The organism is Bradyrhizobium oropedii (assembly GCF_020889685.1).
GTDB classification, from domain to species: Bacteria; Pseudomonadota; Alphaproteobacteria; order Rhizobiales; family Xanthobacteraceae; genus Bradyrhizobium; species Bradyrhizobium oropedii.
In genome coordinates this window covers 1-21,780 of sequence record NZ_JACMYO010000146.1, presented here as the reverse complement: position 1 = coordinate 21,780, position 21,780 = coordinate 1, and the positions used below count along the sequence as shown (strand labels likewise).

Here is a 21,780-nt window from a genome sequence, read left to right as displayed (position 1 = left end):
CCTCCGCGATCGCCAGCACGATCACCCGCACGGTCTCCGGCACGATCACCCGCACGGTCTCCGGCACGATCGCCACCGCGGTCTCCGGCACGATCGCCACCGCGGTCTCCAGCCCGATCGCCTGCGCGATCCGCGCCCGGGCGATCGCTGCCGGGCTTGAGCACCTGCTGACCCTCGCGGCCGCGATAATTCATCCGATCGCTGGCACCGGCGCGGTTGCCGTTGCCGCCGAAGCGCTGCTGGACGCTGCTGTTGTTATAGCGAACGCCCTGGCGATGCGCCGAATTGTGCTGCCAGCCATTCGCGATGTTGGTGGTCCGGTGATTGACATAGACGTTGCGATTGCCCCAGTTGCAGCCACCGCCCCAATAATTGCCCCAGCGTCCGATCGCCCATCCGGCGCCGAAGGCAAGGCCTGCCGCGATCACACCGGCGCCGATATAGGACGGATAGCCGAAGTAATATGGTGGATAGTCTGCATAGGGCCACGAGCCATAGACCGTGGCGGGATCATAATAGGGAACGTAGACCGTGTTCGGATCGGTCTGCTCGATGACGATGACCTGCTTGTTCTCCTGGGTCTGGACGCTGACCTTCTGCTGCTTGGTCGTCACCAGCTTGTTGTTGGCCTGCGCCTTGCTCCGCAGCCGCTGGATCGCATCCATGACATCGGCCTGCTGGGCCAGCACGGCGTCGCCCAGATTCTTGGTCCAATCGATCTTGTCACTCATCATCGCGAGCACGTCGGCCGTGCTTGCGAGCGCCTTCACGCTGTCATCCCAGGCCTGCTTGTCGACCTCGGTCTTCAGCGCGTCCCCTTTCAGGGTCTTGCGCTCCTTCAGCCAGCGATCGGCCTGCACGACTTCGAGCGGATAGGTCGACGCCGCCAGCACGTTGGCCAGCAGCGAGTCTGGATAGAGCGCGATTGGTGCCACCAGAGCTTCCAGCTGTTCAGGCTTCAGCAGCTGATCGGCCGGTTGTGTCGCCGCCGCCGCCGGCTGGTTGGCTTGAACGGGCTGACTGGTTTGGGCTGGCGGTTTGTCAGCGGTCTGCGCGAATGCGGCAACTGATGCCAACGACACCAGCACAACCGCGAGCAGAGTCTTGCCCCAACGGAACATCGCGACCTCCATCGACACCAACGGTCGACAGCATCGGCCACGGCCATGCCCCCTCCTTGATCGAGATCAAGGAAAATGTCCGTCCGCTCAACTTCCGATTTGGCCCGGCTGCTGCGACGCAAGATGGATGCGGCGATCATGGATCAGGTTCTCGAGCCGATGCGCGGCGACGTTGACCGCCGTGACTGCGCGCTCGGCCTTGTCGTCCGCGACCGGCCGCTCGCGCTGCGTACGCAGCACCTGGTCGATCTCGCGCTCGATCTCTTCCAGTTCCACCTCATGCTCCGCCGCCCGAATGCGAGGCCCCAGCGCATAAAGCGTATCGAGCGCCTCCTTGCGGCTGGGTGCCTCAACCGGCCGGAGGAATTTCCACGCCGCTGCGAGCACGGACGCAAGCCCGCCTGCGATCATCGGCGCGAGGAAGATCGCATTGCCCCACTGGTCGAGAAAACTTTCCCTGGTCCCCTCATAGACCGCCGCCGCCCCGGGATGCACGGGGATGTAGGCGCCTGCGTCGGTATCGGGCGTAGCGACCTGCGAGAGCCCCGGCAGTTCGGCAAGCAAGTCCCGCCGCGCGTTCATGATCGACTGCGTCAGATCGCCGATCACGTCATTCCCGAGCTTCTTCTGCGCCACCAAATAGAACGACGTCTGCAGCGTCGTCAGATCATCAGCAGGAATCGGCGGCGAGCCGCGCAAGGTGCCCTTCGGGACGTCGAAGCTCTCATAGGCGCGCTCCTTTTCGGCGATCGCGCCGGCGGACTCGATCGCGATCAGCACCGGGCCGGCTTTCCCGGTGTGCGGGAAGACATTGCGCAGCAGCGCAAGATACTTCTCGGTGAGGGGTATCACGAGCAGGATCGCCCGAACTTCCTTGCTCTCGAGCGCGCGGCGCGCGTCCGCAGGCGCCAGCGGCTTGAACGTCACGCCCGCGCGCGCCAGGTCGTACTCGTCGGTCAGCACCTTGATGAGCTTCTGATTGGCTTCGGCGCCGATCACACCGATCGTGGTGCGTTTCAGCTCCGCCACGTCGGATATCGACGTGCCGGGCGGCGCGATCATCAACACGGTAGCGTGGGCCAATACGATGACGGCCTGAGCCTGCGAGAGGTCGCCGACATCGCCACGGACGACGCCGAGGTCGACCTTTCCGGACGCGAATGCAGTGGCGGATTCAAGTGGCCCCGGGGTCTGCACCAGACTGAGGCGGACCGGCGCTTTCGACTGTGCGAGCTTTGCGGCAATCGCCGAGACCAGCCTGCCGGCTTCGCCATCCAGGGAGCCCACTGCGATCGTCAAGGTGGTCGGCCGCTCATACCAGCGATAGGCCAGCAAGCCGGCGCCCACAGCCAGAAGGACAACACCCACCACCAGGGCGACGCGCAATGACCTCGGCAACCTGCTCAGATCCACGTCGCGTCACCCAATCGGTTCGGCGTCAGCCAACAACGGTCTGGCAGACCTGAGCCAGTGCGGGGACCGGAGGCTAGATCTTGCACCGGTGATAATTGACCTCCATCCCCTCAATGCCCGGGAACTGGCGCGTAATGGTATCGTCGTCGACGGCCTTAAGGAAGAACTGCACGTTCGATACCATGATTCCCGACGCGCAGCCGACGATGATGTTGATGTTCTGGCCGTCGTCCTTGCGCGATTTGATCTTGCAGTTCTCGAATTTGCCCCTGAGGCGATCGGGCTCGGCGATGAATCCTCCGCCATAGACGCCCGAGAAGTTCGTGAAGGTGAGCTGATTCGCCCTGCCCTTGTGCGCGAACACTTTTCGGCACTGTTCGGCGCTCGTGGCCCACGCCCCGGTCAGATCGAAGGCGCTAGCGGAATCCACCGTGGCGATGATCAGGCCGGTGAACAGCACCGCGCAGATTCTCTTGCTTCCCATTCGATATCTCCTTGCTGACAAGTCCGCGCGTCAGTGCCCGCTAAGGACCAGTGTCTTGATCGGCAGCAGTAGTGCCTGGATGCGAAGCAGAAGCGCATGCACCAATCCCACGGTGTCGATCGCATGCAGAACGAAGGCGCGACCGGCGCCGGTGTCCTTCGCTGAAATCTCCTCGTGATTGCTGGTGTAGGCATTGACGATGCAGTTGCTGCCCGGCGTCACGCCATCGAGGCCTCCCTTGTACAGCGGCTCGAGGAAAGCCAGGATGGTGCCGGGCCGCGCGACATTCTGCGTGTCGATCAATTGCTCGCCGCCGCGAAACTGGCCGGATGCGATGTAGTCCTGCACGGACGTGATCACCATCGGGATAATCACCCACGGCTTGGATGCACAGGTGGCCTCGGCCACCATGCCCTCCTTCAGGACTTGCGCCTCGATCTGGCCGAAACCCGCCTGCAATGTCGTCCGTCCAGCGTCCTCCGGGATCATAACGCCGGCAGGACGTATCAGTGGATTGACGATATCGCCGCTGCGCAGCAGAAATTGCTCGACGCGGCCGTTGACGCCGGCGCGGATCACGGTCTTGTCCAGATCGACTTGAGCCTGCGCCAGTGCAGCCTCGGCGCTGGCCTTTTCCGCCGGTAACAGGGTCGAAACACGCAACGTCGCCGACTGCTTGACCGCGGTGGCGGCATCGATTCCCGCCTGGCGCTGGTCGACCAGCACCTGGAGTTTTTCGATGTCCCGCTGCGGGACGATACCGGGATTGCGACGCTGCAGCTCACTCTTGACGTCGAGCTCGTCCTTGGCCTGCTGGTGAGCACTCCTGGCTTCCTGGATCTGCGCCTCAGCCTTCACGACATCAGCCTGCGCCGCCACCAGCGACGCATCGACCTCGGCAACCTTGCGTTTGGCGGTCTCGAGCGCCGCCACCTGCTTCGAGCTATCGAGGCGAAAGAGCACATCCCCCTTCTTGACCGGCGCGCTGAAGCCGACGTTGACTTCGGCAACCCGCCCCACGATCTCCGGTACGATCGGTACCGTGCGGAAGTAGATCGCAGCACTGGTGGTCGACGGATGGTAATAGAAGATCGTCGTGATCAACGCGACTGTCAGCATGAGGCAGCCGGTGATGCCCCAGCGCAGCTCGTACCAGACCGAATAAAAGGTGATCTCCTTGCCGAAACGCTTGCCCTGGACATAGCGCCGATAGAGGTAGTCGGGCACGAGGGTGAACAGCGAGCACAGCATGAGCTCAAGCATGGCCCTGCACCTCCTGCTTGGGGGCGTCAGATACAGTCAGGTCAGGTTTACCTGCGGTCGACAGACGCGGCGGTTCACCGCTGTTTCCGGCGGGGCTCGCGCCTACATCCGATGCGTCGGCGATCTTCTCCACGGACCCTGCGATGCTGCGCAACGGCGTGCCGAAATCGGGAATGTCGATCAGCGCGAGCAGCAGGCCCGCGACCCAGAAGGCGTGGATATGCGTGAACAGCGAGATCAGGCCGAGGATGGCGACGATCTCGAACTGCAGCTTCTCCGATTTGTGCGCCATCCGCTCGGGAAGGCTGTGCAGTTTCCAATAGAGATTGCCGACATAGAGTATGGTGACGACCAGGAAAATCCCCATCGCCACCATCCACACGTCAGTCCCGTTGGGTGGCGCGAGGTAGAACGGCAGATGATGCGGAGCCAGCGGATGAATCTGTTCGCTCAAGCCAAGTCTCCCAAGCCAAGTCTCCCAATTGACATCGGACCGAATGCGACTCTCGACCTACACTGCGTGGCATCCCACTGCGCCTGCTTGATCTGGATCAAGGACGCGGGTCGGCTCGACCCTACCGTTCGGGGCTAGGTGGAAGATCGGGCTTAGGAGTCCCCAGCCATGCGAGACAAAATCGATGACCTGATCCCCAATGCACACGAGATCCAGAAGCAGGCCGCGCTCAAGGAATCGGAGAAGGCCGAGGAGCACGCCAAGCGCGCCGCCGTCATCGAAGCTGAAAAGCGCGCCTTGATCGAGCGGCTGAGCAAGCCTTCCGGTCTCAGCGAGGACGAGAAGGTCAAGCTGGCATCGACGGTGATTCAGCGCGCGGTGCGCAACGGCCTGAGCGAAGTGCAGGTCTATCGCTTCCCCAACACGCTGTGCACCGACAGAGGGCGAGCCATCAATCAGATGGAAACGGGCTGGGAGAAGACCCTGACGGGCATTCCCAAGGAGATCTACCAGCTCTGGGCGGACTACCTGCAGCCGCGCGGCTATCGCATCGCCTTCCAGGTCGTCGATTACCCCGGCGGCATGCCCGGCGACATCGGCATCGTCATCGCCTGGGGCGGCTAAGTTCAAACGATGGATGGGTATCCATGGCGAAAGACAAATCCACCGAGAAGATGAAGCGCAAGGACTACGAGGAGGAGCTGCAGAAGCTGCAAGCCCAGCTCTGCGAGCTCCAGGATTGGGTGCAGACGAACAAGCTCAGGGTGATCATCCTGTTTGAGGGCCGCGATGCGGCCGGCAAGGGCGGAACGATCAAGGCCGTGACCGAGAAGGTCAGCCCGCGCGTGTTCCGTGTGGTCGCCCTGCCCGCGCCGTCTGATCGCGAGAAGTCCCAGCTCTTCATCCAGCGCTACATGCAGCATTTTCCGGCCGGCGGGGAGATCGTGATCTTCGATCGCAGCTGGTACAATCGCGCCGGCGTCGAATATGTGATGGGGTTCTGCACACCGGCGGAGCACAAGCGATTCCTGGCGCTCTGCCCGCAGATGGAGCAATACATCATCGAGGGCGGCATCATCCTGATCAAGCTGTGGCTCGAGGTCGGGATGGAGGAGCAGGAGCGCCGCTTCAGGGCGCGGATCGACGATCCGATGCGGCAGTGGAAACTGAGCCCGATGGACACGGAATCCTACCGCCGCTGGTACGACTACTCCCGCGCGCGCGACCTGATGTTCAAGGCCACGAGCTCGAAGCACGCGCCGTGGAACGTGATCCGTTCCGACGACAAGCGGCGGGCACGGCTGAACTGCATCTCGTTCCTGTTGAAGACGATTCCCCACGGACGGGTCAAGCGCGACAAGGTCAAGCTGCCCCGGCGCTCCAACAAGGGTCGCTACAACGATCAGGCCGGTCTGCGCGGGATGAAGTTCGTCGAGCAACGCTACTGAAGGGCCAGGCCGCGCCGGACGCGCGGCCTGGCTCCTTCAAACCTATTTCAGGCGGATCGAAACGCCGCCCACGGCAGCCGAGACTTCGGCACCGACTTTCGGGCCGCTGAGCTGCAGGATCACGCCATTGGCGTTCTGCAATTGCACGCCTCCGGCGCCCGCTGCGATGGCCCCACCGGCACCTGCGGCGCTGTAGGAGCCCTCGATGGAGGCCGGCCCTCTGAGATTGAAAGCGCGCCCGACGAGCTTGGTGGTCGAGGCGCCGATCGTGAAGCCGACGCTCATGCCCGACACCGTGAACGGGTAGTGCTTGCCGCGCAGCGTCAAGACGCCCTCGCCGCCGCCGACACCAACGATGAATCCACCCTTGGTGAAGATCACGGCGACCGAGCCGGTTTCGGCCGCCGACGGCGTGCTGAACCCAGCCAATCCAATCGCCAGCGCTGCGAGAGCTCCGATCAAACCCACTTTCCTCATAATGTCCCTCCAGGACCGGTTGCGTTACGACCTGTTGCGCAAGGAACATCGTCGCAAGGATGCGACGACGCCTTGCGATAATTCGTTCTCTTACGATGCAGCCTTGAGCTTCGGCGCAGCCGCTCGCGGCTTGCCCATCCTGGCCAGCGCCTCGGTCCTCACGAGCTTCAATCCCTCACCCGCGTCGTAGCCATGGATCTCCTTCACATCCAGCTTGCGCATGAAATCGATGGTCTCCTGCGTGATGACCTGGCCGGGCACCATGATCGGGAAGCCCGGCGGATAAGGGATCACGAAGTTCGCGGAGACGAGATCGGGCCCGTTCTTCAAACGCCGGTCGATCTCGGGATCGTTCAGGCGAATATACTCGCATCCCGCGGCATCATAGGCCGAGTAGAATCCGCCGCGGATGTCACCCTCGTTCGTCTTGGTGCCGGCGTCACCGCGATAAGCATCGTGGAAATGTGAGAAGTTCGGCAGGTCGGGCACGTCCTTCATCAGGCTATTGACCCGCATGTCGAAGTCGCCCCTGGCGTTTGCGCCGCCCTTGGCAAGGGCGCGATCGATCTCACCGGAGATTTCGGCCAGTACCCGGACCAGATGCGCAACATCGCTCCGCGTATTGTTGATGTTGGACTGGATCAGGACCGAGTTGCGCGAGGTCTTGTTGACCTGGATGTTGTAGCGGTTGGCGAGCAGCCCCTTGAACGACGTTCCGTCGTAGCCGGCTGTGCCGCAAACCAGCGTCATGCGGGTCGGATCGAGGCAGAACTCGTCGTCGTTCAGGCTCTTCAGCGCACTCGCCCAATTGGTGCCATCAGCCAGATAGTCGGTGAACCCGCTCTGGCGATATTCCTTCGGCACCATGGCGTCCGCGCCGAGCACGCGGAAGTACCTGGAAATCAGCGGATTGGTGTTGACCGCATTGCGGATGGCGAATGCGATCTCCATGGCATTGGCCACCAGCCCATACCCCTCGAGCTCCATCTGCCGGCGCGAGACGTCAAGGCTCGCGATCAGCTGCTGGTTCGGGCTGGTCGACGCGTGCGTGAACACTGCCTCCTTGAACTGCGCCTCGACAGTGTGGAATTCGATGTCCTTGACCGCCAGCATCGACCCCTGCCGGATCGCCGACATCGACTTGTGCGTCGAGTTGGTCTGATAGACGCGCAATCGGATCTTGCGCGGATCGGGGATCAACCTGGTCTTGAGCAGCACCTCGTCGGTTGGGTTCTTGCCGAGCTCGGCCTGCTGCTTCTCGTAGGCGGCAACCGATTTCGGATCGCGCATCCAGGCTTCGATCTCGTTCGCCGCACCCATCGCGGTGCGTCGCCGCAGGAATGGCGAGAACCGCGCGAAGCCGAACCAGGCTTCGTCCCAAAGGAAGATCAGGTCAGGCTTGATCGCGAGGCATTCCTCCATCACCCGCCGCGTGTTGTAGATGTGACCATCGAAGGTGCAATTGGTCAGGTCGATCATCTTGACGCGGTCGAGCCGGCCATCGGCCTTCGCGTTCAGAAGCGCCTGCTTGATCGTCTTCAGCGGCACCGCGCCGTACATCGAGTATTCCGTCATCGGGAATGCCTCGACATAGAGCGGCTGCGCGCCCGCCAGCACCATGCCGTAGTGGTGCGACTTGTGGCAGTTGCGATCGACGATCGCGATGTCGCCGGGACCCAGCAGCGCCTGCACCGCCATCTTGTTGGACGTCGAGGTCCCGTTGGTCACGAAGTAGACGCGGTCGGCGCCGAGCGCACGTGCGGCCTTCTCCTGGGCCTTCTTGATGTTGCCGGTCGGCTCCAGCATGCTGTCGAGGCCGCCCGTGGTGGCGCTGCTCTCGGCGAGGAACAGGTTCAGCCCGTAGAACTCGCCCATGTCGCGGATCCAGTCCGACTTGAACACGGACTTGCCGCGCGCGATCGGCAGGGCGTGGAAGGTGCCGATCGGCCGCTGCGCATATTTCTTCAGATTGTCGAAAAATGGCGTGTCGAAGCGATCCTGCACGCCCTCCAGAATTGAAAGGTGCAATTCGAGGATATCCTCGACCGAGTAGAACACCCGGCGCACCATATCGGCCTCGGGGTTGCCGGCCAACTCCTCGACGTCGCGATTGGACATGAGGTAAAGGTCAAGCTCGGGACGGATCCGCTTCAGGATGTGGGCCAGCCGTAGCGCGGACGCATCGGACTCGTCGTTGAGCCCCATGGCGCCGGTCATGGCGCGAAGCACCGGCGCATCGTGTCGCGAGCGCAGCCCAAATCCCTCATTGATCACCACCGCCGCGATGTTGGGGTTCAGCATTGCCGCACAGAAGGCGTCCTCGAGGCTGCCAGCCACCACGGGCTCATAGATGAAGGCGTCGACCGGACGACGCAGCTTGCGCCATTCCGCCAAGAGTCCCGGCCAGTTGCTGGCCGGCACCCCGGTGACGATCAGGGTTTCGAAGTAGGGACGGCGCGCCCCCGATTGTCCGAGCGTTGGCGGCAGCAGATCGGGAACGTCGCCATTGCCCTCATCCTGCGTGCTCCAGTCGCCGGCATGCTGGCGGAAGGATTTGGTCTGAAGTGCCTGCGCGATCCGCGTCGCAAGCATATGTGAGGTGGCCGCATCGCCGGCTGCCGCGGCTTCCTTCAGCGCCGCCATCAAACGAAGACCCGGATAGCCGTGGAACTCCTCGGTGACTGCAAGCGCCGACAGCGCCGCGTCATACGGCCTACGGTCTCCGCCCCTGCTCCACGCCTTCGCCGCCTCGACCAGATCGCGCCAATTGTCGGCACGTCCGCCGGGTCCGGAGAAGAATTGATCGATGCGTTGCTGTGCCGGTTTCGCGTCGTTGGCCATCGATGTCTCCTGATCACGTGATCTCGGCGCTGGTTCGGGCCGATCGTAAGAACCCCGCCCATCGCTCCCTTTGATCCAAGTCAAGCCGCAGCGGTCGGGCTGGAATTCCGCGAGCGGTGCGCTCGGCCGCACACGCTAGTTGTTTGTCTCTGGTCTTCTGTTGTTCAATACGCTGTCGAGCGTGCGCATCCAGTCGCCGCTATCGGTCTTGTCGGCAAGACCGTCCGCTCGCAGCAGATCCCGCAACTGCGCGTGCGCGCCGACGATGCAGAAGGTGATTCCGCGCGATGCGAGCTCCTGATGAAGGTCGTGCAGCATGCGCGACCCCGCCAAGTCGATGAACGGCGAAGCCGACAGGTCGCAGGCCACCAGCTTGACGTCGGGGGACACCCGCAGCGCCGCCAGCACGGATTCAAAGATCGTCTCGGCATTGACATAAAGCAGCGAGGTTTCCGGGCGAAACGCGATGATCCCGGTCAACGGCTCCACGTCGTCATGTCGCGCCCGGTCGGAATAGCGGCCGCTACCGGACTGACGGCCGAGAAACGCGATGTTGGGCTGCGATGCACGCAACAGCAGCAGGAAGATCGAGGCGACGGCCGCCAGCAGCACGCCCTGCAGAATCCCGAGGAACAACACGGACACCAGCGCGATGACCGCCGCATAGAAGTCGATCCGGCTGATCCGCCACATTCTGGCGAGCGCCGGGATATCGACCAGCTTGTAGACGGCGGAAAAAACGATCGCGGCAAGTACGGTCTTCGGCAGATTGGTGAGGAGGCCCGTGAAGAACAGCAGGCAGAGCGCAAGCGTTGCCGAACAGAACACCAGCGCCAGCGGCGTCCGCGCGCCGGCTGCGTCATTCACAGCCGATTGCGATAAGCCTCCGGCCACGGGATAGCCGTGTCCAAAGGCTGCGGCGAGGTTGGCCGCACCTAACCCCAGGAACTCCTGCCGGACGTCCAGTGAGTAGCCGTGCTTTGCGGCAAAGCTCCGCGCGGCGGACACGCCCTCAACGTAAGCGAGGACGAGGCATCCGGCGGCGATAGGAAAGAGATCGTCAAATTCGAGCAAGCCAAACGTCGGCAGCGAGATCGTCGGTAACCCGGTCGGGATCGTTCCGGTCACCGGCAGCCCCATTTGCGCGAGCCCGAGGACCGAGACGATCAGGATCGAGAGCGCGACCACTGCCAGCCCGATGGGTTTCCCGGGCAATCTCCTTTCGCCGAGCAGGAGCAGCACCGTCGCAGCTACGCCAAAACCGAGCACCAGCGGCCGGGTATCGCCGAGCTGGCCGGCAAGCTTGATCGCGCGATCGAAGAAGTTGTGACCGCCTCCGGCGACGCCGAACAGGCTCGGCAACTGGCTCATGATGATGGTGAGCCCCGCCCCGGCCTTGAAGCCCACCAGAATGCTGTCGCTGATCAACCGTACCAGCAGGCTCAGCTTGAACAGCCAGGCAATCAGGCAGAGCACCGCGACGCTGAAGGCGACGAGGCTGACGATCTGCCCATAACGCGTGGCATCGCCGCCGGCCAGGATGCCGACGGCGCCGGCGATCATCAGCGAGATCGCCGAGGTCGGTCCGACCGCGAGTTGCCGGGACGAGCCCAGCACGGCATAACCCACGCCGCCGAGCAGATAGCCATAGACGCCGATCTGCGGCGGCAGGCCGGCCAACCCCGCATAGGCCAGCGACACCGGGATCGCGTAGGCCGCCAGCGTGACCCCGGCGATTGCGTCCGCCCCGAGCCAGGATGCCCGATAGTCCGCGAGCCAGCTCGCCGGCGGAAATCGGCGCATCCAACTCGCCTCTGCCTGGATTGACATCAAGTCCGCCCTGTGATGCCGCAACGGTCGCATGTGGTCGCGCCGGCGAGACCGATGCTCGTTGATTCAAATCAAGCCTCGCACTCGGCAACGTGCTCCTTTTCGTGTTCGGCTCGATTGTCGCGACCTGCGCATTTGCCGGACGACCGCTGGAGCGCATGGCATGTGTCAGCATCGCTTACGGACCCTCGCAATCGCGGCGCTTCTCTTGCTTGGCCTGGTCGCTCCGACATGCGCCGACGATCAAAAGTCCCCCCAGCGCATCCAGGAAGAGATCTGGGTGCTGCCTTTGCCGCTACCGATGTTTGCCTATCTGGTTCGTCCGGTCGGCGACGGCCCCTTCCCGCTGGTCATCATGAACCATGGCGTGTCGCTGAACGCCAGGGATCGCAGCTTCTTCCCGCTGGTCGAATTCCGCGATGCCGCAATGTGGTTCGCACGGCGTGGCTATCTCGTGGTGGCGCCGGTCGGGACCGGCTATGGCGCGGCAGCCATCGATATTCCCGAACGCGGTCTTTATGGCCCGTTCTTCTCCAAGATCGGGAAATGCACCAATCCGAATTTCCTCGATCCGGGCCTTGCCGTCGCGCAGGTCGATCTCTGGATCATCAACTACATGGCCGCCGAACAGCGCATCGTGCCGAAAGACGTCATCGTCGTCGGACAGTCGGCCGGCGGCTGGGCGGCGATCGCGCTGTCGAGCCTCAATCCGCCGCAGGTCAAGGCCATCATCACCTTCGCGGCCGGGCGCGGCGGCCGCGTCGACGGCAAGCCGAACAACAATTGCAATCCCGACAGGCTGGTCGAAGCGACCGGCGTGTTCGGCCACACGTCGCGGGTGCCGATGCTGTGGCTATATATCGAGAACGACACGTACTTCGGCCCGGCCCTGTCAAAACGCATGCACGAGGCGTTCTCGCGCGCCGGCGGGCGAGCCGAATACCATCTATTGCCGCCGTTCGGCGACGAAGGGCATTTTCTGATCGGCTCTCCCGCTTCCATTCCCACATGGTCGCCATTGGTCGAACGATTTCTGGACAAGAATCGCTAGGCGGCCAAGCCCGCCGGAGGAGCATCCATGGTCCGATACGGTGGTTTGATGAAGTTGGCCCTGGTTGCGTTCAGCATCAGTGCTGCCCACGCTCAACAGACGCCTTCACCGCCAGCCGCGATCAAGGACGGAGGCGAAGTTGCTCCGCGGGGAACGCGCGCGGCGAGAGACATCAAATACGGCGAATGGCAAAAGCTCTGCTTCAACGCAGCCGGCGCGAAGACATTATGCCGGACGACCATCACCGGCACCTTCGCGACCGGCCAGACCGCCGTTCGCATCGACCTGGTCGAACGCGAGGACGGCACCGACCGGGTCCAGCTATTCCTGCCGGTCGGGATGTATCTGCAGGCCGGGGTCAAACTGTCGGTCGACCAGAAGCAGATCTATCGCCTGCCCTATACCTGGTGCGTAACCAACATGTGCATCGCAGCCGATGTTGCCGACCCCAGGCTTCTCGAGGAAATGGACGGCGGAAAGGCGCTCTCGATCGACGTTGTCGACAGCAGCATTCTGACGGTGACGACGTCGGTGCCGCTCGACCGCTTTGCGACCGTGCGCAAGGGTGCCCCCGCGCTGACACTCGATCAAGCCATCGATGAATGATCGGGACCCGCAACCGCTAGACGACGCCCCGCCAACAGCCGCTCGATCGGCTGGATCAGCAAATTGGCGGTGAATGGCTTGGTCAGATAGGCCACGCATCCCGATGCCATTGCGGCCATGCGCGTCGCCGGGTTGTCGTTTCCGGTGATGTAGATGACGGGGATGTCGATGCCTCGATCCGCCAGGCGGTGGCGCAGTTCGATCCCGGAGCCATCGCTGAGATTGACGTCCAGGATGAGACAAATCGCGCTATCAAAGCCGCCATCCCTCAGCAAGGCGCTTCCGGTCTCGAATAATCTGGATGCAAATCCATACTCCCGCAGAAGCCGTCCGATTCCACGGAGCATCGAGGGATTATCATCCACGACGATGATGTATTTCGCGGTCTGCAATTCCTGAGGCCTCCACCTGATCCCTAAGCCAGAATCTCGGCTTGCTGCCTCCGCTCGCACGTCTGGATGCAGGACACATCAAGCCCTGTCGGCGCGCTACATTGCCGCAGCCAATGCTGCAGATACGCTCCGTCACAGAGCTTTCATATTGTACCATGGGACAGGAGCGGAACCACCTGTGGATCAAGCCTTGGCTTCACCAATGGAAGCGCGCGTGCCGAGCCGCTCCGCGATCGAGACCAGCTCTGCAAGTGACTGCACCTGCATCTTCTCCATGACCTGGTGGCGATGCGCCTTGATCGTGCGCTCCGTGGTGCCGAGCTCGTGCGCAATCTGCTTGTTGATCCGGCCGCACACGATCAGATCGAACACCTGCCGCTCGCGTGGTGTTAGTCTTGCCAGCAGCGCTCGAAGCGAGTCCAGCCTGGTTCGCTGGCCCCGCGCCAGTTGATGCCGCGCAACGGCGCGATCGATGGCCTCGATCAGTTGGTCCGACGCGATCGGCTTGGTCAGGAAATCTTCGGCACCCGCCTTGATTGCCTGGACGGTCGTCGCTGTGTCGGCATGTCCGGTCAGGAATACGATCGGAAGCGTCGACTCCAGCTCGTTGAGCCGGCTCTGCAGCTCCGGGCCGCTCATTCCGGGAATGCGTACGTCGAGCACGATACAGCCGGCCTCTTCGTCGTCGGGCATTTGATCGAGCAATTCTCGGGCCGACGCATACGTGACAACACGATAGCCTGCGAGCTTGAGCCGACGCTCGAGCGCCGTGCGAAACGAGGCATCGTCGTCGACTATGTGCACGTAAGCGTGCATTGTTGCTCCACCGTCGGCAGATCGCCACTCTGGGTAGAATGATCATCAGCGGCGATCTGAAAATACCGCGTTCGTCTTAACTCCAACCTCGCACCTCGGCAAACAAGACCCAAACGCGCTATGCTGCCAATGGCAGTGAAAGGTGGAATACAGCTCCTCCTCCGGACTGGTTCTCGGCCCAGAGCTGGCCGCTATGCGCCAGAACGATCGTCCGTGCGATGGACAGGCCGATGCCCATGCCCTGCTCCTTTGTGGTGAAAAACGGATCGAAGATATCGTTCAGCCTGTCCTGGGGAATGCCCGGACCGGAATCGCTGATGGAAATGACTGCCGATGCGTCCCCGTTGACTTCGGTACGACCGATGATCGTGCGCCCGTAGGGCATTTTGGCCATCGCGTCCATGCTGTTGACAACGAGGTTGAGAATGACCTGCTGCAACTGCACTGGGTCACCCTTCACCCGCAGGGTCTGCGGGGAGGTCTGCAAATAAACTGCGACGTTGCGCGCCGAGGCCTGCAGCTTGAGGAAATCGAATGCATCCCGCATGATCTGGTTAAGGTCGATCTCCTTCTTCTCAAATGGCGCACGCTTCAGCAGGCTGCGCATCCTGCGGATCACCTCGCTTGCACGCAGATCATCACGCTTGATGTCGGAAATGATCTCCCGCACCTCCTGAAGGTCGGGCGTCGGCGAGCCGAGGATCAACTCCGCGCTCTCGGCATTGGTCAGGATCGACCCCAGCGGCTGGTTGAGCTCATGGGCGATCGAGGACGAGAGTTCTCCGGCAGTCGCCTGCCGATTGATATGGGCGAGGTCAGACAGGCGATCGCGGGATTCGACCTCGGCCTTCCGCCGCATGAACCGCTCGTGCAGCAGAAACGCGATCAGCGTCGTTTGAAGCAATAGCGCCGCGGTCAGGGCGACCGCCCGCCAGCGGTATTTTTCCAGGAAGGTCGGCTCACGGAACCGAATCTCGCTGCCTTTTGGCAAGCTCGCCTTGCTGACATTCCAGCGCTGCATCTGCCGCCAGTTGAAGATCGGCTTCACGGCATCGATGGCCGACGGGGGCAGGCTCTCCGGCGCCTCGCCATCCAGAATTCGCAGCGCCCTTTGCGCCGCCTCGGCACCAATCGATGAAGGAACGATAACGAATCCGCCTATCCCGCCCGCATCGAGGAAAGTCTCCGCTGCGACGACAATGGGACGATTGGCTCTTGCGGCGACAAATGCGAGGGCATCCGACGGTGGATAATAGTTGCCTTTGCCGTCGCTATAGAGGCCCGTGTAGATGATCGCGCTATGCTCGGGGAGCATTGCGACCCGCTCGACGACCTCAGACATCGGCCGTCCAATGATCTCGATGATGTCGAGACCCGGAATGCCGGCCGCTGCCTGGCCTTTCCAATTGCGAAACAGAACCTGCTGGTCCCAGTCCGCGCCAACAAGCACGATGGTCTTGAGGCCCGGCACCACGGCGCGGGCAGCCGTGACGGCATCCTTCAGTTTCAGGCTCACGATGCCGCCGGTGACATAGGCCGGCGGTTGCAGCCGCTTGAAATCGGCCTCTTCGACCAGCGAAAACACGATTGGCGTGTCGGGCCAAAGCTGCGGGCGCCAGCGGAGCGCAAGTTCTAGCGCAGCCGCTCCAACCGTGACCACGACACCGATCGGCCGATCGCTATACTTCGCCTCGAGAAATCGGCGAAAGTCCTCCTGATAGGCCTCGCCGCCGAAACGGTTGAGATCGAGGCTTTCCGTGTAAACGGTGGTCGGGGCGTGACCGTGGGCGCTCACCGCGTCCCTCAGCCCGACGGACACCTGGTAGTAGAATGGGCCACGTCGATCAGACTGGTCCAGCACCAGTATGGAATGCGGGCGCATCTGTTGCGCCCGGAGGCCAACCGGCGACAACAAAGCAGCCAGCAGGATGATCAGTCCAGAGAGCCGAAATGCACTGCCCATGGCGTTCGGAGCCGGAGACCAACGGGTTTGAAATCTAGCACCCGACTATCAGCATGAAAATTGAAAAGTAATCTAAGACGGTGCGCATCAATTGCGAACAAATTGCCGCATTTCGCGCACCCTGTCCTTTAGGACAATGACCTCAAGACCAATAGTGACCGGCCGAGCCCTGGCGTAGTCATTGCGCGCGGACACGCATTTCGAACCGCTGCGGACGCCGCAACAGTCGTTACCCAAGAGAGTTGGTCCATGTTCGCTCGCGTCAACGTCAGACCGGCCACTATGCCGAGCATCCTCGGCGGGCTGACCGCCCGGCATGCCAACTGCATTACCAGCGAATTCCACTACAGGAAGGGCTCCGAGATCTACGGGGAGAAGGAGCCGGCGGAGTACGTTTACCAGGTCGTTTCAGGGGCAGTCCGCAGCTACAAGCTCCTCTCCGATGGGCGCCGCCAGATTGGCGCCTTTCATCTCGTCGGGGACATTTTCGGCCTTGAAAATGCCGAAACCCATCGCTTCACCGCCGAAGCCGTCGTCGACACTGACGTGCGCCTGATCAGGCGGATGAGCCTCGAACGGGTGGCAGATTCCGATTTCGCCCTGGCTCGCAACCTGCTGATCATGACCACCAGCAACCTGCAGCACGCCGAAGATCACATGCTGCTGCTCGGTCGCAAGACCGCACTGGAGCGGGTTGCCGCGTTCCTGCTCGAAATGGATCGCCGGCTGACCGGTGTCGGCGTCGTCGCCTTGCCGATGTGCCGGCGCGATATCGCCGACTACCTCGGACTTACCCTCGAGACGGTATCGCGTGCGCTGTCCAAGCTGCACGGCTATGGAGCACTCGACTTCCTCGGCTCGAACCAGCGCGAAATCATGCTGATCGACCGCGACCAGTTGTCCAGGCTGGACAACTGACCGCGACACTACGGGGATTTCGCGAGCGCCGCCTGGCGCTCGACGGTCTTTTGCAGCACTTCGAACAGGACCGCCGTCGACCAGCCGAACATCAAAATGCCGTTCATGGCAGCCATCGGTCCGACCAGCAGCCATTCCTTAACCGGGATGACGTCGCCATAGCCAAGCGTGGTGTAGTTCACAAAGGCGAAATAGAGCAGATTGCTGCCGGCGGGCGCGGCGCCGAGCGCCCAATAGGCCAGTGACCACACCACGATCTCCAAAGTATGGGCCAGCATCAGCGCAAGCGCGGTTGCGACCATCACGCCGCTAAGCTGTAGCCCCGCCCGGCCGGCCGCGCTCAAGGCAATGTTGCGAAGCAACCCGATGGCGGCGACCGTCCACAGCGAATGGATCGCGATGTTGATCGCGCTCACCGCCGATCCCACGAGGAGCTGAAACAGCATCATCGTTCTCCCGCCAGCCGGGTGCGGTCGTCCCGGATCCACGCCGTGATCAACTCCCAGGCGACCGCGAGAATGATTGGACCGATAAACAAGCCCACGATGCCGTGGGCAAGCGTGCCGCCGATCACGCCGACGAGGATGACGGGTGCCGGCGTGGCCAGGCCCCGCCCCATCACCAGCGGCTTCAGCACATTGTCGAGGACGCCGACAACCAGGAAGAACAACGTCAAGGCGAGCGCCGTCGTGAAGTCCTTGGCCGACCAGAGCCAGATGATGATCGGAACGAGCACGATCGCCGCCCCGAGCTGCACGATCGTCAGCAGCATCACGACGAACGCCAGCAGCCCCGCACTCGGAATTCCGGCCAGCTTGAAGCCAATGCCGGCCAACAGTGACTGCAGAACGGCGATGCCAATGACGCCGCGGGAGACCGCCCGAATTGTTGCGCCTGCAAGGTCGAGGAAGTGCTCGCTCTGCTCCGGCACGACACGGGACAGGAAGCTTCGGCACGCCGCAGCAAGCTGCAGGCCATAGGGAAACAGAAAGCCTGCCAGAACGACCGCCAGCAGGAACTTCAGCATCCCGACCCCGGCATTGCTGGCGAACGCAAACAGGTTCCCGGCCAACGGCTTCAGATGCGGCACGACCTCGCGCAGCACGGCGCGCAGATTGGTCGACGCCCGATCCCAGAACTCATGGAGTGGGCCGCCGATCAGTGGCCAATCCTTGACCTCCGGCGGAGGCGACGGCACGACAACGTTGCCGGCACTCAGTTGCTCGGCGAGCTCCCTCACTCCCTCTACCGCTCCGATCCCGAGCCAGGTCGCCGGTCCGATGACGACTCCCAGGGAGATCATGGTCAGCACCAGCGCCGCGATGCCCGCGCGACCGCCGAGCATTCCCGCAAGCCAGGTGAAGACGGGATAGAGCGCGACCGCGAGCACCACGCTCCAGGCAAGGATCGGTACGAACGGACGGACCAGCACGAACGACCAGTAGATCAGCAGCGCCAGCAATGCGAGGCGAGTTGCGAGCTGGATGAACTCGTCTCCGGTCACGAGCTGGCGCAGGGTTTTCAAGAGCGTGCTTTCGATTGGGCATCAGCAGGCACATGGGAAGCGGTGCCATTGCCCTGCCACGCACGACTTGATTCAGATCAAGCGTCGGGCAGCGCGCGGCTGAGAAGCTCGGCTGCGCATGATCGAGAAGCCGGTCTGATGACGGCCATTCGATCACGATCACCCGTGTCACCCTGATGTGGAGGACGTCATGAACCCCAAAACCGTGCTGGCCTCGACCCTGCTTGCGATTGCGACCGGCCTTGGCTCGGGCCAGGCGGCCCCGCTGCCGACCAACATCGCCGCCATGAAAGGCGCAGTCGACAATGCCGCCGTGCAGGTGCGTTGGGGCGGCTGGGGCTATCGCGGCGGCTGGGGAGGCTATCGAGGGGGATGGGGTTATCGAGGCTGGGGCGCAGCTGCCGCCGGCGCTATCGTTGGCGGAGCCATCGCCAGTTCGGCCTACGGTGGCTATCCTTACTATGGCTATGGCGCCGGATACGGATATGGCGGCGGCTATGGCTATGGTGGCGGCTCTTGTGCGCCGAGCGGAGGCTACGGCTATGCGCCGGCCTACTACGCCCGACCGCGCTATTACGGTTGGTAGGCCACACCTCGGGTGCCATGCCGGCCTTCGGCGATCTCAGCGCAGGCCGAGCAGCGAACGCCGATAGCCGCTCTTGCGGGCTTCGCTGCTGCACACGAAGCTGCCGTCGAATCCCCTGGCATAGCGACTCTGGCCCTTGAGATAAAAGCGTCCGCGACGGAAATCGAGCCAAACCACGGTATCGCCGGGGCAATGCTGCTGAGCCTGAGTCTCAGACCGGAAGGGCGTGAGCGGCAGCGCGACCGTCTGTTGCGCATGGCAAATCAGGAAGATCGTGGCCCAGGCCGCGACACCCAAACCTGCTACAGGACGGCCTCGACGTCCGATCGAATTTGCAGCTAATCTGAAGCGCATTCATTGCCGCCAGGAGTGATCCGTACCGCAGGGCTCGTCGCCGACATCAGCTCGCTCGAATTCAGCTGAGAGGCGCGCTCAAGACGACAGCAGTCCAAAGGCGATCGCGACAGTCGACAGTATCCCGCCTGTCACAACCAATAGCCTGAAGGCAAGGTCGCCATCGACCGCTTCGAGCCAATGACGCAGCCATTTGCGAGCGCCGGCTGGCAGGCCCGCACGGCGCACTCGCCAAAATCTGTCGCTGTCGTGCCCCATGATCGTCAATGTAGATCACGGCGGAGTCCACAGACCAGTGCAGCTTGTGCCAAACAATCAGGTCATGTGCGGCACCTGGATAACCCAATTGGGCTATCAGAGCCGGCATGGCCCCGCAGCCCGCTGAAGCAAGGCTTTCCTCCAGCTTCCCTTCGAAGCGAGCTCCTGATTGTTCAAACAAGAGATTTTCTTCGGTGGAGTCATTGACCATCTTGCCGATCGCCGACCGAGGAATACGGAGCTTGGCCGATAGCCTCGAAGCCTGATCGCGTCGCGAAGCGTTCCATTGTCTTCATTTCCACCAATTGCGCTCTTGCGCCGATCGCCATCAGACCCGTTCGATAATGATGGCAGGCGCCATCCCGCCGGCGGCGCACATGGTCACAAGTCCCCGCCTGAGATCGCGTCGTTCCAGTTCGTCGAGAACGGTACCGACCAGGATCGATCCCGTTGCGCCGATTGGATGACCGAGCGCGATCGAACCACCGTTGACGTTGATCTTGTCGCGATCGATCTTGAGATCGCGAATGTATTTCTCCACGACCACGGCGAACGCCTCGTTGACCTCGAACAGGTCGATGTCGTCGAGCGTCAACCCAGCCCTCGCGAGTACCTTGCGCGTAGCGGGGACCGGCGCATTCATCATCAAGGTCGGCGAGTCGCCCATATTGGCGGTCGCTACCACGCGCGCCCGCGGTTTCAGGACTTCAAATCGCTGCCCGTGCCCGGCTCCGTCATCGCGATCGCCAGGATCAACTCACCCGCGCAAGCGGGTGGCAGCCATTTCCGCTTCTGCTCCTCGTTGCCGACCCGCGCGATGTAGGGCGCGATGATATCGGAATGCACCTGAAAGCCGAGGCCGCTCACATTGGCGCGCGCGATCTCCTCGGCCATGACCGCGGCATGCCCGAAATCGCCACCACCCCCGCCATATTCTTCCGGCAGGATGACGCCCAGCAGCCCCTCTTGGCCGGCCTTGCGCCACACCTCGCGATCGACCCGGCCCGCTTCATCCCACTCATCCTGCCTTGGCACGCATTCCCGCTCGACAAAGCGGCGAACAGTGACGCGGAACATTTCATGGTCTTCGCGGAAGACATTGCGGCTGATGTGCACGGAGAAGCTCTCCTCGGAATGGTGCGTGGTCGTGTATCAGGCCGAGAATAGTGAGGTGTCCGCCGAGGAAGACCACCCGCGGCGGGTAGGGCTGAGCGGACGCCCGTGATCCGGCAAGGACCGCGACGCTTCGCAGGAACGTCCGATCACGCCGCCATGACTTGTGGATCTTTGAAGCAAACCTGGTCGATCGAGATCGCGAAGGCGTCTCGCGTGAGCAACTGCTCGGCCGCAATCGACCGGCACTGGCCCTGACGGCGGCCGACCCAGCCGCCTCTCCTCGCGCACACGATCGAGCGCCCGGTCCTGCCACGATCATCGCGATCCCGGCGCTTCGATCGCGAGGGCGAAAGCGCGGCCAATCGTAGTTTGGCGTGTGAAATCGGGCCGCATGGTAGCGGGAGAGGGACTCGAACCCCCGACCCCAGGATTATGATTCCCGTGCTCTAACCAGCTGAGCTACCCCGCCATGGGCTCGCGATCGGCGGCATAAGCCGCACCTGCGAACGCGCGGCATATAAAGAGTGGCACGCACGCCTGTCAAGCAAACCCGGACGGGAGCGCAAACTATTGCAGATAGAGGCTATTTCGGCCTGATCGATGGGTCGCCACCGGGGCTGCCGGGCGGTGGAATCACCGGCGTGTTGCCGCCTTGCGGGGTCGGCGCACGCATTTCGGGATCGACGCCGGCCGGCGGGCATAGGACACCGTCGGATTTGGCGAGCTTGTCACCGAGCGACTGGCCGCCCTGCCCGGTCGTGGTTCCCTCCGGAACCGCAGCACCCGGATGCGAAGGCTGTTGCGGCGCGCAATTCACGGCCGTGCGTGACGGCGACGGCGGCGCGGTCTGTGCCGGCGGTGTGG

At 62.8% G+C, this 21,780-nt stretch carries 22 protein-coding genes, 1 tRNA gene and 1 pseudogene; 6 read left to right on the top strand and 18 right to left on the bottom strand.

The features are described 5' to 3' along the window. The 5 genes from H8A95_RS31295 to H8A95_RS31275 all read right to left on the bottom strand — a co-directional run. Window positions 1-1,121 (bottom strand): DUF3300 domain-containing protein (locus tag H8A95_RS31295; RefSeq protein ID WP_229186689.1); only part of this gene is annotated, 1,121 nt, incomplete at its 3' end. 87 nt (window positions 1,122-1,208) lie between these two features. Beyond that, a complete protein-coding gene (locus H8A95_RS31290; protein WP_229186688.1) occupies window positions 1,209-2,519 on the bottom strand; it encodes a TAXI family TRAP transporter solute-binding subunit in 1,311 nt (436 codons plus the stop codon). Between the two features lie 88 nt (window positions 2,520-2,607). Continuing rightward, window positions 2,608-2,994: a hypothetical protein gene (locus tag H8A95_RS31285; protein WP_229186687.1), complete on the bottom strand. Its 387-nt coding sequence runs from the start codon at window positions 2,992-2,994 to the stop codon at window positions 2,608-2,610. A 54-nt stretch (window positions 2,995-3,048) separates the two neighbouring features. Next, window positions 3,049-4,281 carry an HlyD family secretion protein gene (locus H8A95_RS31280; protein ID WP_229186686.1) on the bottom strand — a complete coding sequence of 411 codons (1,233 nt, stop codon included), beginning with the start codon at window positions 4,279-4,281 and terminating at the stop codon, window positions 3,049-3,051. Beyond that, entirely contained in the window at window positions 4,274-4,735 is a 462-nt protein-coding gene (locus H8A95_RS31275; RefSeq protein ID WP_229186685.1) for a hypothetical protein, read from the bottom strand. Before H8A95_RS31275 ends, H8A95_RS31280 begins: the two co-directional genes overlap by 8 nt. Before the next feature lie 168 nt (window positions 4,736-4,903). Here H8A95_RS31275 and H8A95_RS31270 point away from each other — a divergent pair, with 168 nt between their 5' ends. Continuing rightward, entirely contained in the window at window positions 4,904-5,359 is a 456-nt protein-coding gene (locus H8A95_RS31270) for a hypothetical protein (protein WP_229186684.1), read from the top strand. A gap of 23 nt (window positions 5,360-5,382) precedes the next feature. Next, complete coding sequence (ppk2, locus tag H8A95_RS31265) at window positions 5,383-6,183, top strand: polyphosphate kinase 2 (protein ID WP_229186683.1); 801 nt, start codon at window positions 5,383-5,385, stop codon at window positions 6,181-6,183. Between the two features lie 42 nt (window positions 6,184-6,225). Here ppk2 and H8A95_RS31260 read toward each other — a convergent pair whose 3' ends face one another. From H8A95_RS31260 to H8A95_RS31250, 3 genes are all read right to left on the bottom strand, one after another. Beyond that, window positions 6,226-6,660: a hypothetical protein gene (locus H8A95_RS31260; RefSeq protein WP_229186682.1), complete on the bottom strand. Its 435-nt coding sequence runs from the start codon at window positions 6,658-6,660 to the stop codon at window positions 6,226-6,228. 90 nt (window positions 6,661-6,750) lie between these two features. Continuing rightward, on the bottom strand, window positions 6,751-9,501 hold the full coding sequence (locus tag H8A95_RS31255) for an aminotransferase class I/II-fold pyridoxal phosphate-dependent enzyme (RefSeq protein ID WP_229186681.1): 2,751 nt from the start codon (window positions 9,499-9,501) through the stop codon (window positions 6,751-6,753). Window positions 9,502-9,636: 135 nt separating this feature from the next. Then, entirely contained in the window at window positions 9,637-11,331 is a 1,695-nt protein-coding gene (locus tag H8A95_RS31250) for a SulP family inorganic anion transporter (RefSeq protein WP_229186680.1), read from the bottom strand. Between the two features lie 163 nt (window positions 11,332-11,494). Here H8A95_RS31250 and H8A95_RS31245 point away from each other — a divergent pair, with 163 nt between their 5' ends. Both H8A95_RS31245 and H8A95_RS31240 read left to right on the top strand, forming a co-directional pair. Beyond that, window positions 11,495-12,382 (top strand): alpha/beta hydrolase family protein, encoded by an 888-nt coding sequence (locus H8A95_RS31245; protein ID WP_229186679.1) that lies wholly within the window; start codon window positions 11,495-11,497, stop codon window positions 12,380-12,382. A 48-nt stretch (window positions 12,383-12,430) separates the two neighbouring features. Then, window positions 12,431-12,988: an invasion associated locus B family protein gene (locus H8A95_RS31240; RefSeq protein WP_229186678.1), complete on the top strand. Its 558-nt coding sequence runs from the start codon at window positions 12,431-12,433 to the stop codon at window positions 12,986-12,988. On the opposite strand, the gene H8A95_RS31235 is transcribed toward H8A95_RS31240, so the two are convergent. The 3 genes from H8A95_RS31235 to H8A95_RS31225 all read right to left on the bottom strand — a co-directional run bounded on the left by H8A95_RS31235 (window position 12,970) and on the right by H8A95_RS31225 (window position 16,159). Beyond that, window positions 12,970-13,380 (bottom strand): response regulator transcription factor, encoded by a 411-nt coding sequence (locus H8A95_RS31235; RefSeq protein ID WP_229186677.1) that lies wholly within the window; start codon window positions 13,378-13,380, stop codon window positions 12,970-12,972. The two genes, H8A95_RS31240 and H8A95_RS31235, sit on opposite strands and share 19 nt — an antisense overlap. Before the next feature lie 183 nt (window positions 13,381-13,563). Continuing rightward, window positions 13,564-14,196, bottom strand: coding sequence for a response regulator transcription factor (locus tag H8A95_RS31230; RefSeq protein ID WP_229186676.1), 633 nt, complete (start codon window positions 14,194-14,196; stop codon window positions 13,564-13,566). 118 nt (window positions 14,197-14,314) lie between these two features. Continuing rightward, on the bottom strand, window positions 14,315-16,159 hold the full coding sequence (locus H8A95_RS31225; RefSeq protein ID WP_229186675.1) for a sensor histidine kinase: 1,845 nt from the start codon (window positions 16,157-16,159) through the stop codon (window positions 14,315-14,317). 249 nt (window positions 16,160-16,408) lie between these two features. On the opposite strand from H8A95_RS31225, the gene H8A95_RS31220 reads away from it, so the two are divergent. Continuing rightward, on the top strand, window positions 16,409-17,077 hold the full coding sequence (locus tag H8A95_RS31220) for a helix-turn-helix domain-containing protein (protein WP_420831403.1): 669 nt from the start codon (window positions 16,409-16,411) through the stop codon (window positions 17,075-17,077). Window positions 17,078-17,085: 8 nt separating this feature from the next. Here the strand turns inward: H8A95_RS31220 and H8A95_RS31215 are convergent, their stop codons facing one another. After that, window positions 17,086-17,523, bottom strand: coding sequence for a potassium channel family protein (locus H8A95_RS31215; protein ID WP_229186674.1), 438 nt, complete (start codon window positions 17,521-17,523; stop codon window positions 17,086-17,088). Beyond that, window positions 17,523-18,602: an AI-2E family transporter gene (locus H8A95_RS31210; protein ID WP_229186673.1), complete on the bottom strand. Its 1,080-nt coding sequence runs from the start codon at window positions 18,600-18,602 to the stop codon at window positions 17,523-17,525. Before H8A95_RS31210 ends, H8A95_RS31215 begins: the two co-directional genes overlap by 1 nt. 190 nt (window positions 18,603-18,792) lie before the next feature. Here H8A95_RS31210 and H8A95_RS31205 point away from each other — a divergent pair, with 190 nt between their 5' ends. Beyond that, window positions 18,793-19,188, top strand: a complete 396-nt coding sequence (locus tag H8A95_RS31205) for a hypothetical protein (protein WP_338027994.1) — start codon at window positions 18,793-18,795, stop codon at window positions 19,186-19,188. A 36-nt stretch (window positions 19,189-19,224) separates the two neighbouring features. Here H8A95_RS31205 and H8A95_RS31200 read toward each other — a convergent pair whose 3' ends face one another. The 5 genes and pseudogenes from H8A95_RS31200 to H8A95_RS31180 form a co-directional block, all read right to left on the bottom strand. Continuing rightward, window positions 19,225-19,542 (bottom strand): hypothetical protein, encoded by a 318-nt coding sequence (locus tag H8A95_RS31200; protein WP_229186672.1) that lies wholly within the window; start codon window positions 19,540-19,542, stop codon window positions 19,225-19,227. Window positions 19,543-20,128: 586 nt separating this feature from the next. Beyond that, a pseudogene (locus tag H8A95_RS31195) lies at window positions 20,129-20,503 on the bottom strand (acetyl-CoA C-acyltransferase); the annotation flags it as partial. Continuing rightward, a complete protein-coding gene (locus tag H8A95_RS31190; protein WP_229186690.1) occupies window positions 20,500-20,877 on the bottom strand; it encodes an acyl-CoA dehydrogenase family protein in 378 nt (125 codons plus the stop codon). The pseudogene H8A95_RS31195 and the gene H8A95_RS31190, both read right to left, overlap by 4 nt. Window positions 20,878-21,308: 431 nt before the next feature. Beyond that, a tRNA-Met gene (locus tag H8A95_RS31185) sits at window positions 21,309-21,385 on the bottom strand. A gap of 114 nt (window positions 21,386-21,499) precedes the next feature. Then, the coding region (locus H8A95_RS31180) for a hypothetical protein (protein ID WP_229186671.1) at window positions 21,500-21,780 on the bottom strand (281 nt) is incomplete at its 5' end.